Annotated in this window: 14 protein-coding genes, 1 tRNA gene and 1 pseudogene; 9 read left to right on the plus strand and 7 right to left on the minus strand. The window is 72.1% G+C overall.

Features of this window, described 5'->3' with window-relative positions; genetic code table 11:
• Positions 1 to 85 precede the first annotated feature (85 nt).
• The 8 genes and pseudogenes from ACN28A_RS04560 (at position 86) to ACN28A_RS04595 (ending at position 9,202) form a co-directional block, all read left to right on the plus strand.
• Entirely contained in the window at positions 86 to 1,621 is a 1,536-nt protein-coding gene (locus ACN28A_RS04560; RefSeq protein WP_421392633.1) for a YibE/F family protein, read from the plus strand.
• Positions 1,622 to 1,860: 239 nt separating this feature from the next.
• A pseudogene (locus ACN28A_RS04565) lies at positions 1,861 to 2,469 on the plus strand (family 43 glycosylhydrolase); the annotation flags it as partial.
• 124 nt (positions 2,470 to 2,593) lie between these two features.
• Positions 2,594 to 3,841, plus strand: a complete 1,248-nt coding sequence (locus ACN28A_RS04570; protein WP_421404144.1) for an RICIN domain-containing protein — start codon at positions 2,594 to 2,596, stop codon at positions 3,839 to 3,841.
• A gap of 299 nt (positions 3,842 to 4,140) precedes the next feature.
• Positions 4,141 to 4,530: a VOC family protein gene (locus ACN28A_RS04575; protein ID WP_421404146.1), complete on the plus strand. Its 390-nt coding sequence runs from the start codon at positions 4,141 to 4,143 to the stop codon at positions 4,528 to 4,530.
• Between the two features lie 132 nt (positions 4,531 to 4,662).
• On the plus strand, positions 4,663 to 5,667 hold the full coding sequence (locus ACN28A_RS04580) for a hypothetical protein (RefSeq protein WP_421392635.1): 1,005 nt from the start codon (positions 4,663 to 4,665) through the stop codon (positions 5,665 to 5,667).
• A 281-nt stretch (positions 5,668 to 5,948) separates the two neighbouring features.
• Complete coding sequence (locus ACN28A_RS04585) at positions 5,949 to 7,391, plus strand: LPXTG cell wall anchor domain-containing protein (protein ID WP_421392637.1); 1,443 nt, start codon at positions 5,949 to 5,951, stop codon at positions 7,389 to 7,391.
• A 150-nt stretch (positions 7,392 to 7,541) separates the two neighbouring features.
• Positions 7,542 to 7,877: a monooxygenase family protein gene (locus ACN28A_RS04590; RefSeq protein ID WP_421392638.1), complete on the plus strand. Its 336-nt coding sequence runs from the start codon at positions 7,542 to 7,544 to the stop codon at positions 7,875 to 7,877.
• Positions 7,878 to 8,005: 128 nt separating this feature from the next.
• A complete protein-coding gene (locus ACN28A_RS04595) occupies positions 8,006 to 9,202 on the plus strand; it encodes an epoxide hydrolase family protein (RefSeq protein ID WP_421392640.1) in 1,197 nt (398 codons plus the stop codon).
• A 223-nt stretch (positions 9,203 to 9,425) separates the two neighbouring features.
• Here ACN28A_RS04595 and ACN28A_RS04600 read toward each other — a convergent pair whose 3' ends face one another.
• The 5 genes from ACN28A_RS04600 to ACN28A_RS04620 form a co-directional block, all read right to left on the minus strand.
• Positions 9,426 to 10,139 carry a peptidylprolyl isomerase gene (locus ACN28A_RS04600; RefSeq protein WP_421392643.1) on the minus strand — a complete coding sequence of 238 codons (714 nt, stop codon included), beginning with the start codon at positions 10,137 to 10,139 and terminating at the stop codon, positions 9,426 to 9,428.
• A gap of 227 nt (positions 10,140 to 10,366) precedes the next feature.
• A complete protein-coding gene (locus ACN28A_RS04605; RefSeq protein WP_421392645.1) occupies positions 10,367 to 10,783 on the minus strand; it encodes a type II toxin-antitoxin system VapC family toxin in 417 nt (138 codons plus the stop codon).
• Complete coding sequence (locus ACN28A_RS04610; protein ID WP_421392648.1) at positions 10,765 to 11,019, minus strand: FitA-like ribbon-helix-helix domain-containing protein; 255 nt, start codon at positions 11,017 to 11,019, stop codon at positions 10,765 to 10,767. The genes ACN28A_RS04605 and ACN28A_RS04610 overlap by 19 nt, the downstream gene beginning before the upstream one ends.
• Positions 11,020 to 11,258: 239 nt before the next feature.
• Positions 11,259 to 11,558, minus strand: coding sequence for a helix-turn-helix domain-containing protein (locus ACN28A_RS04615; RefSeq protein ID WP_421392651.1), 300 nt, complete (start codon positions 11,556 to 11,558; stop codon positions 11,259 to 11,261).
• Positions 11,559 to 11,671: 113 nt separating this feature from the next.
• Entirely contained in the window at positions 11,672 to 11,911 is a 240-nt protein-coding gene (locus tag ACN28A_RS04620; RefSeq protein WP_421392653.1) for a type II toxin-antitoxin system RelE/ParE family toxin, read from the minus strand.
• A 300-nt stretch (positions 11,912 to 12,211) separates the two neighbouring features.
• Between ACN28A_RS04620 and ACN28A_RS04625 the strand changes: the two genes are divergently transcribed.
• Positions 12,212 to 12,718 (plus strand): hypothetical protein, encoded by a 507-nt coding sequence (locus ACN28A_RS04625; protein WP_421392656.1) that lies wholly within the window; start codon positions 12,212 to 12,214, stop codon positions 12,716 to 12,718.
• 180 nt (positions 12,719 to 12,898) lie between these two features.
• Here the strand turns inward: ACN28A_RS04625 and ACN28A_RS04630 are convergent.
• Together ACN28A_RS04630 and ACN28A_RS04635 are read right to left on the minus strand one after the other, a co-directional pair.
• A tRNA-Ile gene (locus tag ACN28A_RS04630) sits at positions 12,899 to 12,972 on the minus strand.
• Positions 12,973 to 13,236: 264 nt separating this feature from the next.
• Positions 13,237 to 14,532 carry an FAD-dependent oxidoreductase gene (locus tag ACN28A_RS04635; protein WP_421404148.1) on the minus strand — a complete coding sequence of 432 codons (1,296 nt, stop codon included), beginning with the start codon at positions 14,530 to 14,532 and terminating at the stop codon, positions 13,237 to 13,239.
• Between the last annotated feature and the right edge of the window lie 14 nt (positions 14,533 to 14,546).

Consider the following 14,546-nt stretch of genomic DNA (forward strand, 5'->3'; position numbering starts at 1 on the left):
TGCTGGCCCGTCGGGAGTCTCCGGCTGCCACGCTCAGCCGGGAGCCCGTTGTCCGACCCGAGCAGGAAGGCCGGCAGCCGAGCCGATGAGTTCCGAACACGCGCACAGCCACCTGCCCCGCCCCGGCCGGCCGGCCGGCCGCGCCGCACGCCGGTTGAGCCTCGCTCTGCTGATCCCTGCGGCGCTGCTCACCCTGGTGTCGATGGTGCTGCTCTGGCCCCGGGACGCGTCGACGCCGACAACCGAGGGCGACGGGCCGATCCGGGTACTCGGCACGGTGGTCGCGGTCGACTCGGTGCCCTGCCCCGCCCCGCCCGCCGGGGAGGAGCGGCCGGCCGGTGCCCCGACCGACTGCGGGACCGTCACCGTGGACCTGACCGAGGGCGTCGGGGCCGGGCAGCGGGTCAGCACCGACGTGCCGTCCGGGCCGGGCGCGGTCCGGGTGGCGCCCGGGGACGACGTGGCGCTGCTCTACCTCCAGGAGAGCCCGGAACGGCAGTACTCGATCATCGACCACCAGCGGTCGACCCAGTTGTGGCTGCTCGGGGCGGTCTTCGCGCTCGCGGTCCTCGCCTTCGGCCGGTGGCGCGGCCTGAGCGCGCTGGCCGGCCTCGGTGTCACCTTCGCGGTGTTGCTGATGTTCATCGTGCCGGCCATCCTCGACGGGCGTTCGCCGCTGCTGGTCGCCATCGTCGGCGCGGCGGCGATCATGCTCACCGTGCTCTACCTGACCCACGGGTTCAGCATGACCACCACTGTCGCGGTGGCCGGCACCCTGGTCAGCCTGACCATCACCGCGGCGCTCTCCGCGATCGCCACCGCCGCCGCGCACCTCTCCGGGATCGCCGACGAGACCTCGAACTACCTCTCCATCACCCAGGGCGAGGTGAACATGCGCGGCCTGCTGCTGGCCGGCATCGTGATCGGCTCCCTCGGAGTACTCGACGACGTCACCGTCACCCAGTCGGCCACGGTCAGCGAACTCGCCCTGGCCAACCCCGGCTACGGATTCCGCCGGCTCTACTCGGCCGCCACCCGGATCGGCCGGGCACACATCGCATCGGTGATCAACACGATCGTGCTGGCGTACGCCGGTGCCTCGCTGCCGCTGATGCTGCTCTTCGCCGCCGACACCGCCACCCCGGTCGGTGAGCTTCTCACCAGTCAACTGATCGCCCAGGAACTGGTCCGCAGCGCGGTCGGCACCATCGGGCTGATCGCCGCCGTACCGATCACCACCGCACTGGCCGCCCTGCTCGCCGCCAGGCGCGGCCCCGGGGCGGAAGCGGGTGCGGTACCACCGACCCGGGCCACGTCCCTACCCGGCGCGACACCGGTCCCCGCCGCTGTTCCGGCTCCGACGGACCGGCGCGACGTGACCGGGGCAGAGGTCGTGACCGGGGCAGAGGTCGTGACCGGGGCAGAGGTCGTGACCGGGGCAGAGGTCGTGACCGGGGCAGAGGCGGGGCGGCCGGCGCCGGCGACCGCATCGACAGCGGCATCGACAGCGGCCGGCGCAGCCCTGGCAGCACCAGCGGGCGGGCCGGCACCGGGCGGCGCGGCGCCGGAGGCCGACCCGTGGATGGCCTTCGTCGACCGTCATCCGGACGGAAAGCGGTAACGGGCGGACCGGCCAGCACCACCGGACCGGGTACCGGCCAAGGCCAGGTACCGCCCAGGCCGGGTGCCCTCCAGGGCCGGGCGCCCGCCGGACCGGTGGTCGAAGCCGGGTGCCGCCAGAGCCGGGCATCGACGAGGGTTGTGGACGCCAGGACGATGGCGGGTCGGCCGTCCCCGTGTCACCGTCGTGCTGGGCCAGGTCAGTCCACTGGGGACGGCGGCTCGTCGGAGGGAGCGGGCATGCTTCGCGCGGTGACGGCACGGCACCGACCGGTACGGGCTGCCGGGCGGCGGGACGGCTCCGGGCTGCTGAGCCGGGCGACGGCGGTCGGGCTGGTCACCGCGCTCGCCGTGACGCTCGGTGGCCCGACCGCACAGGCTTCCGCACCCGCAGCCATCCGGGGTTCCGAGCCCGTGCCGGTGGGACGGATCGCGGCGGATCCGATCGCACACGACCCGACGGTGATCAGGCAGGGCCGGTACTACTACGCCGTCATCACCGGCGACGCCGGCACCCGTACCTACCTGCCGGTCAAGCGCTCCACCGACCTGCTGCACTGGACCGAACTCGGTACGGTGTTCAGCACCCCGCCGGCCTGGGTCGTCGCCGAGCTGGGCCTGACCCCGGCAGACTTCTGGGCGCCGGACATCAGCTACTTCGACGGCGTCTACCACCTCTACTACGCGGCCTCGTCGTTCGGCACGAACAACTCGGTGATCGGGCTGGCCACCAGCCGGACGCTCGACCCGGCCAGCCCGGCGTACGGCTGGGTCGACCACGGCATGGTGATGCGTTCGCGCGACACCGACAGCTTCAACGCCATCGACCCCGACGTGATCTTCGACGCCGACGGGCAGCCCTGGCTCGCCTTCGGCTCGTTCTGGGACGGCCTGCGGATCCGCCGGCTGGACCGGGGCACCGGCCTACCGGCGGACGGGACGCTGCACCACATCGCCGCACGCGGCGGCGCCTATCGAGAATCCGTCGATCGTCCACCGGGGCGGTTACTACTACCTCTTCGCCAGCCTCGACTACTGCTGCCGGGGCGTCGACGCCGACTACCGGACCGTGGCCGGCCGCTCGGCCAGCCTCACCGGCCCGTACCTCGACCGGGACGGGACGCCGCTGCTCGCCGGGGGCGGAACCGACCTGCTGCGCGGCTACAACGAGTTCCGGGGCACCGGTGGCGGGGACGTCTTCGCCGGGCCCGGCGGGGACTGGTTCGCCCACCACTACTACGACACCACCGACGGCGGGGCGCCGAAGCTCTCGGTCCGCCCGGTCAGCTGGGTCGACGGCTGGCCCCGACTCGGCGACCCGCGCTCCGGCAGCATCCGGGCCGGTCACGGCAGCGCCTGGTTCCGCCTGGTCAACCAGGCCAGCGGCGGGGCGGTGGGGGTGCCGGACTGCGGGTACGAGGGTGCCGACGTCCGGATCACCGAGCCCTCGACGAGTACCTGCCAGCAGTGGCGGCCGGAGTACCACGGCGACGGGTACGTCAGCCTGCTGAACCGGTCGAGCAACAAGGTCGCCGAGATCGCCGGCTGCGTGAACGCCGACGGCGCCCGGGTGGCCCTCTGGGGTTGGCTGGCCAACGACTGCCAGCGGTTCCGGGTGCTGCCGGCCGTGGACGGCGTGCCGCCGCAGGCCGTGGACGGCTCGTCCGGGGTGCGCGTGCCGGCCGGCGTAGAGGCGGCGGGCGGCTGGTCGCGGATCGAGAACCGGTTGGCCGGACGGGTGCTGGAGGCGGCCGGCTGCGGCGGGATAGGTGCGCCGGTGCAGGCGTACACCTGGTTGGACAATGCCTGCCAGCGGTTCCGCCTCGAACCGGTCGGCGACGTGCTGGTCGCGGACGCGACGGGGCAGCGGGTCTGGGGCGTACCCGGATGTGCCCGGTGGGGCACGCGGCCGGCGGCGGGGTCGGGCGGTCCGGTGGTCGCGGACCGGCCCCGGGCCGGGAACTGCCAGCTCTGGCGGTTCGTCCCGACCCGGGAAGGGTACTTCCGGATCGTCAACCTGGCCGCGGACCGGCCGTTGACCGCCTCCGCCGGCCCGGACGGCGCAGCACGCCTCGGCCTCGGTCCGCGCGACGGCGCCGGGCCGGCGGCACTGTGGCGGATCGAGGCGGTCGACGGCGAGCGCTACCGGCTGGTCAACGCCGACGGAACCATCGCCGCCCTGCCCGGCGACCCGGACCGGGTACTTCTGCTCGCCCCGTGAACCCTGCCGGTCTCGGCTTCGGCTCCGGCCTCGATCCCGGCCTCGCTGCCGGTGCCGGCTCCAGTGCCGGTGCCGGCCGGCCTCGATGTCGGTGCCGGATGATGGACAGCGGCACTATCGGGCCGGACTTCGGCCATGACGCCGGACGGCACGGCCGCCCGGCGTGGTCCGACAGGAGGAGACATGGGCAACACCGAGACCGTCGACAACTCGCGCGGCGCCGGAGCGCCGGAGCGCAAGCTTCCCGACCGGACTTGCCCGGTCGGCCGGGCCGGCGACCGGGCGGCACGGTGACGACGATGGTCCGGGTGAAGGAGTTCGACCATCTCGTACTCACCGTGCAGGACGTGGAACGCTCGCTCGCGTTCTACTGCGGCACCCTCGGCCTGGCGCCGGTCCGGGTCGACGAGTGGCGGGCCGGCAAGGTCCCGTTCCCGTCGGCGCGGATCACCCGGGAAACCATCATCGACCTGGTACGCGGCGAGCGGGGCGGGTCGAACGTGGACCACATCTGCCTCGTCGTGGAGCCACTCGACTGGACCGACGTGATCGAGTCGGGGGTCTTCACCGTCCTGGAGGGTCCGGTCGACCGCTTCGGTGCGCGCGGCGACGCGGTCTCGATCTACGTCGCCGACCCGGACGGCAACACCGTCGAGCTGCGCTGGTATCCACAGGACCGCGCGGAATAGCACGCACGGCGTGAGACACCGTTGCGGCGGGTGGGTCACGATGATCGACACATCGAGCGATATCGTTGAATGTGTCGACTGCGCGACCGGCGACGCGCCGGACGCTCCCACCTGCACCGAGGCGGCGATGTGATGGCCAACCTGCTCGACCGGATCGACCGGGCCACGTCCGGCCTCTGCCCCTGCGGTGCCGCCCCCGCAGCCGGCTCGGCGTACTGCTCGGACGACTGCCGCCCCAGCCACCTCGGCGGCGACACGGACACCCGGGAGGCCGGTCACCTGGCCACGCCGATGCGCTGGCGCCCCGACCTGGTGACCGCCACGGACGATCACGACCTGGTCGTCTCGAGCGGACCGACCTGGTACGAGGGCCCCTACCGCGCCCAGATCTTCCAGCGGGCCGGCCGGCCCGGCAGCTGGCACCTGCGGCTCGACGACGGCCACCGCTACGTCGGCCGTGACCTGGAAACCGTCGGGCACGGCGACCACGAGCCGAGCACCGTCGACCGCAGCGGCAACGAGCCGGGCGCAGGCGGACACGGCAACGAGCCGGGCGCAGGCGGACACGGCGACGAGCCGGGCGCAGACGGACACGGCAACGAGCCGGGCGCAGTGCCGGAACAGCTGTTCGGACGGGTTCGACAGCTCTGGCGACGGCTGGAACGCGAACTGACCGATCCCCGCCGAACCATGCCGTACCCCGGCCCGTGGCAGCCTCCCGCGCCGACCGGCGGCGGGCCGTCCCCGACTGCCGGGATCGCCGGACCGGCCCGACTCGCCAGCATCCCGGACCAGGAGTGGCGGCGACTGTGCCAGCGGTGTGAGCGGCATGGCGTACCGCTGGAGGGGCGGCGCGACGGCGAGCCCTGCCAGCTCTGCGCGCACTGCCGGACGCCGTACCCGGGACCGGTGCTGGTTCCGACTCTCCAGTTGCACGGCCGGCACACCGTACTCAAGCTGAGCTACTTCGCCAACGGCGAGTACTTCACCCGCAGCGCCTTCGTGCCGGGCCGGGACATGATGGCGGCCGAGGACCCGGCGCAGCTGCTCCAGTCCGCGTGGGACCGGCTGGAGAACTTCCTGCTGGACCAGATGCCCCGCTCGGCGCCCCGGTCGGACGATCCGACCGCCGGCTGACGGGGCCGACCGGGACGCCGATCGCATCCCGGCCGGCGGCCCAACATAAGTTTCCATTAGGTCCGGTTCAAGAAACCCGCATTTCCGGCTACTGGGTTTGGCCCGGGAACGGACCGGTCCATACGGTGTGCGTGCGGCGTACGGGCTGACCCGCGTGGCACCGACCTCGACTCGTAGGCGTCGTCGAGGACGCAGCCACCGAAAGACGGTCGTTCGTCCACGGCAGCCGGAACCCCCACCGGTCCGAGCCGCAGCGCACAGACTTCAGGAGGTCTATACACATGCGACGGTCGCACCGCGGTCGCTCCTCCACCGACAACGGCCAGCGCCGCCGCCTCCTCGCCGTGGCTGCCGCCCTCGCCGTGTTCGGTGGTCTGGTCGGTGTCACCCAGATATCCAACGCGGAGAGCCAGCAGGCCGCCCCCGGCTGCGAGCCCACCTCGTCGCCGCCGTCGGCGGGTGCCTCGGAACGGCCCGGTTCGGGCGGTGACGACGACGCCGCCAGCCCCGGCGCGACGGAGACGGCCACCCCGCCCGGGTCCGACGAGGAGTGCGCGGAGCAGGAGGGCGGCACGCGGCCGCCGGCGACGGCAACCGCCACCCCCGGCGGCAACCCGCCGGCCGGCGGTGGCCTGGACGCGCTCGGCAACGACTGCAAGGGCAGCGACCTTCCGGCGCACACCGGTTTCCAGGACGGCGGCCGGTGCGTCTCGACCGCCTTCGGTGAGGTGGGCTCCGCCGAGCAGAATCCGACACTGCTGATCAGCGAGGCTCCCCGGAGAGTACGGGAGGGGCAGCCGTTCCGGCTGGTCGTGAGCACCCGCAACCTGGTCCGGGACCGGTTCCTGCCCGCCGCCCGGGGCGGCTACTACCTGGAGTCCTCGCTGCTCGACGAGGACGGCCTGGTCCGGGGACACTTCCACACCGCGTGCCGGATGCTGACCAGCACCAGCGAGGCGGCCGACCCGGCTCCGGTGCCGGCGTTCTTCGTCGCGACGGAGGACGGCAAGGGTGGCGAGGACCCCGACTCGGTGATCGTCGAGGTGCCGGGGCTGCCCGCCGGTCTTGCGCAGTGCTCGTCGTGGGCCGGCGACGGTTCGCACCGGATCCCGATGATGGTGCGGGCCAACCAGATCCCGGCGCTCGACTCGGTCCGCATCCTGGTCCAGCCGGCGCCCCAGGAACAGCCACCGGCCGAGGAACCGGGCAACGAGCAACCGCCGGCCGAGCAGCCCGGCAACGAGCAGCCGCCGGCGGGCGAGCCGGGTGGCCAGGGGCCGGCCGGCGGCAACCCCGGCGGTGGACAGCCGCCGGCCGAGGAGCCCGGCAACGAGCAACCGCCGGCCGGGAACCCTGGCGGCCAGCAGCCGCCGGCCGAGCAGCCCGGTGACGACGCCCCAGGTCAGCAGCCGGGCCGGGACGACCAGCCCGACGACGACCAGGAGCCGGCCGGGCAGAAGCCGACCCCGCAGAAGCCAGCGGGCGACGCGGCCCGGCCGACCACTCCGGCCACCGAGCCGGTGGCCGAGGAGTCGCCGGAGGGCGGGAGCAACGTCGCCCAGGCTCCGCCCGGCGGCGGCAACGCCGAGACGGCGGGTGGCGGTGGCGGGCTGGCACTGACCGGTGCCAACACGATCGCCTTCGTCGGCGTCGGCGTGGCGCTGCTGGTCGCCGGTGCGGCCTTCCTCTTCCTCAGCCGGCGACGCCGGACGGTACGCCGCTGACCCGTCCGCACGGGTAGAGATCGAACGCGGCAGGTGCGGCCTCTGATCGGGGCCGCACCTGCCGTTCGTCGTCGGTGCGCCCGACCTCCGCCCGGAAGGCCATCGACGCATGCGTGAGCGCGCAAGCCATCGACCGGTGCGTGAGCGTGCATGCCGCTGTACTTCTACTCCTTCTTCCCGACGAACGTGGGCATGCGGCAGTACTGGCGTGACCTGCCGTGGCTGCTCGCCTTCGCGCGGTCGCTGCCGTACCGCCAGTGGTGGTCGAGCTTTCTTCGAGACTCCGGTGGCACCGGGTTGTGGCACGAGACGTACTCGATGAGGGGGTATGGAGGCCGTCCACGACGACGTTCCCGAGCCGCTCGGGTTCGGCCGGTTCGCCGGGTTCGAGGCGCTCGCGGACCAATGTTCGGCTCGGCGGCCCGGCTGGGACGCTCCGACGACGGCAACCCGGTCGTCGACGAGACCGAGCTCTACGGGTCGTAGGCAGGCCCACGGCCGTACTTCAGTTATGCCCGCTTTTGCGATTGTATGCCGGGTTGCCGTGCGACCATGAGCGGCGAGTGGCCGATCGGTCCTACCGACAACGGTCGACCTGAGCAGGAGGTGGGTGCGTGGCCGACGACAGCGAGATTCGCCCGTTCCGGCTCGACACGTCGGAGGAAGCGATCACCGACCTGCACCGCCGGGTCGCGGCCACCCGCTGGCCCAGCCGGGAGCTGGTCACCGATCGCGCCCAGGGCGTGCAGTTGGCGACGGTGCAGGAGCTGGCCCGCTACTGGACGACCGAGCACGACTGGCGCGCGTTCGAGGCGAAGCTGAACGCCCTGCCGCAGTACACGACGGAGATCGACGGCGTCGAGATCCACTTCATCCACGTACGGTCGCGGCACGAGGATGCGCTGCCGCTGGTCATGACGCACGGCTGGCCGGGTTCGGTCGTCGAGCTGCTCGACACAATCGGTCCGCTCACCGATCCGACCGCGCACGGCGGGCGGGCCGAGGACGCCTTCCACCTCGTCCTGCCGTCGCTGCCCGGCTACGGCTTCTCGGGTGAGCCGACCGAGCCGGGCTGGGACTCCGGCCGGATCGCCCGGGCGTGGGCGACCTTGATGGCTCGGCTCGACTATCCGCGTTACGTCGCCCAGGGCGGCGACGTGGGCGCCGCCGTCACCGACGCGATGGGCCGGCAAGGGCCCGAAGGTCTGCTCGGCATCCACCTCAACCTGCTGGCCGGGGCACTCGATCTCAAGGACCAGCTACCGGCGGAGTCCGAGCAGGAACGCGCGGCGCGTGACGCGGTCGACAGGTTCATGACGGACGGCTTCGGCTACTTCCTGGAGCAGGCCACCCGGCCACAGACGATCGGCTATTCCCTGCTGGACTCCCCCGTCGGTCTGGCCGCCTGGATGCTGGACCACGACACGGACAGCTACTACAAGATCTCCCGCGCCTTCGTCGACGGCGAGCCCGTCGGCAACCTCACCCGGGAGACCGTCGTCGACAACATCACCCTGTACTGGCTGACCGGCACCGGCGCGTCATCCGCCCGCTGGTACTGGGAATTCGCGCGGTTCAAGGCCGCGGCCCAGGCATCCGGCCAGGCTCCGCCACCGGTCTCGGTGCCGGTCGCCTTCACGACGTTCCCCGGCGAGATCTGGGCTGCGCCGCGCAGCTGGGTCGAGACGGTCTATCCCAGCCTCGGGTACTTCAACGAGGTCGACGCCGGCGGCCACTTCGCCGCCTGGGAGGAGCCTGACCTGTTCACGACTGAGCTGCGGGCCGCGTTCGGGCCACTACGGAAGTCCTGAGTGTGCCACGGCCGGCTTCGGACCCCTCAGTGCTCGGCCGGCCCGCAGATGGACGCGTTCTTCGCGCTGCCGCGCGCCGGGGGCTACGTAGCGCCGCGCAGGCGCTCCGCCCCGGCGGTCGGCCGCTGACCCACCCGCGCCCCGCCGGCGCTTACCAGCGGCGCCACACGGGCGTGCCGACGACGCCGGGCCCTGAACCGAACTCCGGCGCGGGCCCGGACGATCACCAGATCGCCAGGTGGATCTCGGTGCGCCGCGCCGGAGCGCCGTCGACCGGGGCCGGGTCGTCGGCCGTCGGCGCCACGCCGCCCGCGGCGACCCGGTCGAGGGTACGCAGGCCGAGTGGCCGCACACTGCCGAAGATCGTGTAGTTCGGTCGCAGCGCCGAGTCGGCGAAGACCAGGAAGAACTGGCTGCCGTTGGTGTCCGGCCCGGCGTTTGCCATGGCCAGCACGCCGCGCGCGTAGATCTTCCGCTCGCCGGTCGGGTCGGTGGGTGCGGGCGGCAGGTCGGTCGGCAGCTCGTCCCGGTACCGGTAGCCCGGGCCGCCCGAGCCCGTACCCGACGGGTCGCCGCACTGCAGCACCTTGAGCGTCGGGTAGGTGGTGAGCCGGTGGCAGACGGTCCGGTTGTAGAACCTGTGCCGCACCAGGTGCAGGAAGCTCTGCACGGTGCACGGCGCCTGCGCGCGGTCGAGGGTCAGCGGGATCAGGCCGAGGTTGGTGACCAGGGTGGTGGTCACCGTGCCACGGTCCGGCGTGTGCCGGGGATCGCGCGGCAGCGGGACCGGTCGGGCCGCCGGCTCGTCCGGAGTCTCGGTGTACTGGCAGGGCCCCTTCGTCACCTCCGGCGGCCCGGCGGCGTGCGCCGGAGTGGCTCCGGCGCCGAGCAGCAGACCGGCAGTGAGCGCCGTGACAGCGATGCGACGTGGGGCCACGATGTCCTCCATATACCCGGTGAAGTTCCCCACCCGGTCTAACGGACATCGATGTACTCGTCAAGCGGGCCGAGTCGATCCGCACGGCGTCGGCGCTGTGACCGCCGGAAGCGGTGAAGCCGGAGGTACCACCATGCGAACCAGCCCGCAACGATCGCCGATGATCCGCTTCCACTCAGGTTGTCCGTACCGAGGGCGTCAGGCCGATGATCCTCGGGCGGCAACCGTCAGGACACTGCGAGCAGTCGGAACTCGCAGCGGACGCCGCTGGCCTTGGCGAGCCGACCATCACCGGTCACGAGTGGGCAGGCCAACAACTCCGCCGCCGCGACGTAAGCCGCGTCGTACGCCGTGACATTGCCCCGCAACTGCCACATCCGGTCGAGCAGCATAGCGATGGCAACCTCATCGATGACTAACGAGGGCAGGGTGCCGATCGCCTCCTGAGCCCGGGCAAGGCCCAGCTTCCCACCGAGGACCTTGCCTCTGATCACCGACATGACCTCGACCAGAAGATGGCTCGGTGCGGCCCAGTGCGGATCACCGGTCAGCTCCGCCCGCGCCGCGTCGCCGACCGGCCCGTCGTCGACCAGGGCGTCGGCCAGAACCGACGCATCGACGACGATCATGCGGCGCTTCCGCATGGTCCGCGCTGCTCCCGCTGGTCATTCAACTCGGCCACGCTCTCCCCCGGCAGGGAGCGAGCACCGTCCGATCGGCCGGCGAAGCGATCAAGGGCCGCGGTGTTGCGCAGCCGGCGAGCCTGGGTCTCCACCAGATCCAACAGGTACGCCTGGAGTGACTGCCCGCGCGCCTTGGCCTGGGCTGCCAGGGCGTCTCGTACTTCTTCCGGTACGTCCCGAATCTGGAGAGCAACCATGCATTCATTATGCATGCAGCATCACCCGCTCGCCAGGAAAGACTCGAGGCTTCGATCAACCGGTTCGCATGACGACTGCGACACGGCCAGGAACCGCAGTTTAGAGAAGTCCGTGGGCCGGACGCGTCGCTGCGCGAACCGCACATCACCGTCGCAGGTCACCCGCTGCCGGCAGGTTTGACCAGGTCACAGGCTCGGAGCGGTGAACGATGAGTGGCACAACGGCGATTGCCCGCAACTCAAGCCGGCTCGCCCCGCGACTCGAAACCCACCTTGAGACTCACGCCCAGCGCCGCCGCCAACCGCTCCAGCACCGCCAGGGTCGGAACGGTCCCACCGGCCTCGAACCGAGCAACCGCGGACTGCGTCATCCCCGACGCCTTAGCCAGCTGTGTCTGACTCCATCCCTGGCGCTCACGAAGCTCCCGAACGGAACGACCGAGCTCAAACGCCAGCCGCGCCGCGTCGTACGCCTCAGCGGCACCCGGCTCAGCCATCCGCCGCTCCCGCATCGCGGCCCAACCGTCACCTTCGCTCATGATCTAGCCTTCCTCGTCCACAATCTCGTGCGACTCGTCGATGCACCGTGCCAATGCCCGGCGTGCCCGGTCGATCTCCCGCTCGTCCCGCACGCGCGTCTTATGGAGAACCGTCAGCAGGATGATTCTCCTGTCGGTCCGATCCAGTAGGTGATCCGGACTGCCCGCCGCTCGAGGTGGAACCGCAACTCGCGCAGCTTCCGATCGAGCTGCTTCGTGTACGGCTCGCCCAGCAGCGGCCCTTGTTCAGCGAGCAGGTCGACGTAGAACGCCGCGTGGGCGAACTGAGCGGTCGGCAGGCTCTCCAGCCACTTCTCCACCTCCGGCTCAAGCTCAACGGTACCCCAGGCCATAGCAACGATGCTATACCACAGTCCATCAGAAGACAGCACAACGCTCACCGGGCCGCGTGCCGACCACGGCACTGGTTCGTGTAACGGCAAAGCCGCAGCAGCACAACAGCAGGTCACGGGCTTGGTGGCCTTGTACCGGTAGCCGGGCCACCCGAGCCCGTACCCAACGGGTCGCCGCACTGCAACACCTTGAGCGTCGGGTAGGCAGTGGCGCGACCTGAGCGCAGGCATCGACCGTCAGGCAATCGAGAGATCAACTACTGTCCGTGCCAGGACGAATCCGGTAGGTTCCGCTCATGAGTGGCGGCACCGACCGTAGCGCCGTCGTGCGGCATCATCAGGGCGATACCTCCCGACCACGAAAGCTCGGTGCTGGTCGACGGGTTACCGGAGCCGGCGGCCGCAGGCGCGGTTGTGAGTCTCTTGAATGCGTTTGGTGCGCTGGTCATCACCACCGACCCGAGCACCGGCGCTCTCCGGGTGAAGGCGGCCACCACGGCGGCGGCGCTCTTCCTCAAGAGCCTCGCCGAGTACGTCGAGCAGAATTCCGCCGTCCTGCACAACTGGTCGCGGATCGGCACGGCCGAGCCACCGTACGACGAGCAGGCGATCCTTTCCGGTCCCCAATTCCTCTACTTCATGGAACGGCGCCGGATGAGCACCTCCTCCGGTGCGGCGGCATTGCGCTCCGTTCGCGTCTCTCAGGTGGTGGTGAAACGCGCCGGCCAGCTCAGCGGGCCGGCGTATCTCGTGCTGCACGACCCCGCCGCCCGGCAGTTGTGCCTGACGCGGGATCGGGGGCAGTGAGATCGAACCGACCAGTTGACTGGACCGCCCGCGCCAGATCTCGGACCGCTCAGCCGTCACGCCCGGACCTCGACCACAAGGCGAGGAGATCACGTTTTCCCATCTGGCCATCCATCTAGCCGAAGCGGTTCGCGCACCGCCAACAACCGTCTCATGTTTGCCCAGGTCAAGTGCTGCGGGTGGGGCGGGCGGGACTCGAACCCGCGACCGAGGGATTATGAGTCCCCTGCTCTAACCTGCTGAGCTACCGCCCCGAAACGGGCGCCGGGATAGTAACCCGGCACGGCGTCGACCGACCACCGACATGCGGAGCCCACCGGTGAAGATCGAGTCGGCCGCGCTCGGCCCACCGGATCGCTCACCGGTTCGGCACCGCCCCGAGCGGTTTCCGGCACGGCGAGGATACCAACCGGCATCGACTTCGAGGTGACGCCGAGCTGCCGGCCAGGGTTCGCCCCCGCTCGGCTGCGACGGCGGCGCCGGAGAGGTCCCGGCAACCGGCCGGGCCGTGCGCGGCGTCAGCGACCCAGGTACTCCAGGACCGCCCCGGCCGCCCGCCACCCGCTGGACAGGGCACCCTGCACGGACGGGCTCGCCCGGTGGTCCCCGGCCACGAACATCCCGTCCCCGAGCACCACCGGTTTGCGCAGCCGCCCCTGCGGTGGCGGCGCGGCCGGCAGCGCCGCCGGCACCGTGACGGTGGTCAGGTGCGCCCAGTCGTCGACCGGGCGGCCGTAGAGCCGGGCCAGTTCGGCCCGTACCACCGGTTCGGGTGGGACCATCGGGCCGGCCACCGAGGTCGCCACCAGGTGCCGTCCGGCCGGGGCGTACGTCGGTGCCGCGTGACTGACCACCACCGTGTTCGCCACCAGCTCCCGCCGGTCCCCGTCGAGCAGCAGGATCGGCTCGTCAAGCGGCGGCTCGGCCGTCGAGTGGTAGTAGGTGGTCAGGGTGTGCATGCGTACCCGGCCGAGGGACGGCAGCAGGGTGGCCGCGGTGGCCGGGTCGGTGCCGACGAGTACGGCCCGGCAGCGGACCGGGCCGGCCGTGCTGGACACCTGCCCGGGGCGTACCGAGGTGGCGGCGACGCCGAGTGCGATGAGCGACTCCGGCAGCGGCGCGGCGACCGCGGCCGGTACCGCCCCGATCCCGGCCGCCGGCAGCCCGAGCCGGCCCCGGACGAACGACCGGACGATCAGCGCGGCGACCCGGCTGGAGGTGGCCAGCTCTCGCTCCCCGAAGACGCCGGAGAGGAACGGCCGGACGAGTTCCTCGACGATCCGGTCGGAGAGCCCGGCCCGGCGCAGTGCCGTCTCGGTGCTGGTCTCCGGCGCCGCGAGCAGCCGGTCCACCGGGTAGCCCGCACAGCGCGCCGCCAGGGCGGCGAGCCGGAGCCGGTCACCGAGCCGCCCGAGGCCACTGCCCGCCTGCCCCACACCGCCGTCCGTCCGCCGCCCCACACCGCTGTCCGTGAGATCGGTCAGCACCGTACGGGCGGCGCCGAGCGGGTCCCGCGCCGGGTGTACCAGCCGGTGCAGGGCCCCGCCCCGGCGCACGAGTACGCCCTGGGTGAAGTAGCCGAGTCCGAGCGAGGCCAGGTCGGCCAGCGCCGACAGCCGGGGGTAGCCGGTGTTCACCACCTGGAACCCGCGGTCGATCAGGTAGCCGTCCACCGCGTCGGTGCCGATCCGGCCGCCGAGCCGGTCGGCCGACTCGACAAGCAGCCAGGGCGTGCCGGCCCGGTGCAGCCGGCGGGCGGCGGCCAGCCCGGCCAGCCCGCCGCCGACGATCACCACGTCGGTGGCCGCCGGCAGGTCGGGGGCGGCCG

It is taken from the genome of Plantactinospora sp. WMMB782 (assembly GCF_049179135.1).
Taxonomy (GTDB): Bacteria; Actinomycetota; Actinomycetes; order Mycobacteriales; family Micromonosporaceae; genus Plantactinospora.

Bases quoted from the DNA above. Each gene is read 5' to 3' on its own strand.
- ACN28A_RS04560 (WP_421392633.1), top strand. From the start codon at position 86: ATGAGTTCCGAACACGCGCACAGCCACCTGCCCCGCCCCGGCCGGCCG.
- ACN28A_RS04575 (WP_421404146.1), top strand. From the start codon at position 4,141: ATGGTCCGGGTGAAGGAGTTCGACCATCTCGTACTCACCGTGCAGGAC.
- ACN28A_RS04580 (WP_421392635.1), top strand. From the start codon at position 4,663: ATGGCCAACCTGCTCGACCGGATCGACCGGGCCACGTCCGGCCTCTGC.
- ACN28A_RS04585 (WP_421392637.1), top strand. From the start codon at position 5,949: ATGCGACGGTCGCACCGCGGTCGCTCCTCCACCGACAACGGCCAGCGC.
- ACN28A_RS04590 (WP_421392638.1), top strand. From the start codon at position 7,542: ATGCCGCTGTACTTCTACTCCTTCTTCCCGACGAACGTGGGCATGCGG.
- ACN28A_RS04605 (WP_421392645.1), bottom strand. From the start codon at position 10,783: ATGCGGAAGCGCCGCATGATCGTCGTCGATGCGTCGGTTCTGGCCGAC.
- ACN28A_RS04610 (WP_421392648.1), bottom strand. From the start codon at position 11,019: ATGGTTGCTCTCCAGATTCGGGACGTACCGGAAGAAGTACGAGACGCC.
- ACN28A_RS04615 (WP_421392651.1), bottom strand. From the start codon at position 11,558: ATGAGCGAAGGTGACGGTTGGGCCGCGATGCGGGAGCGGCGGATGGCT.
- ACN28A_RS04620 (WP_421392653.1), bottom strand. From the start codon at position 11,911: ATGGCCTGGGGTACCGTTGAGCTTGAGCCGGAGGTGGAGAAGTGGCTG.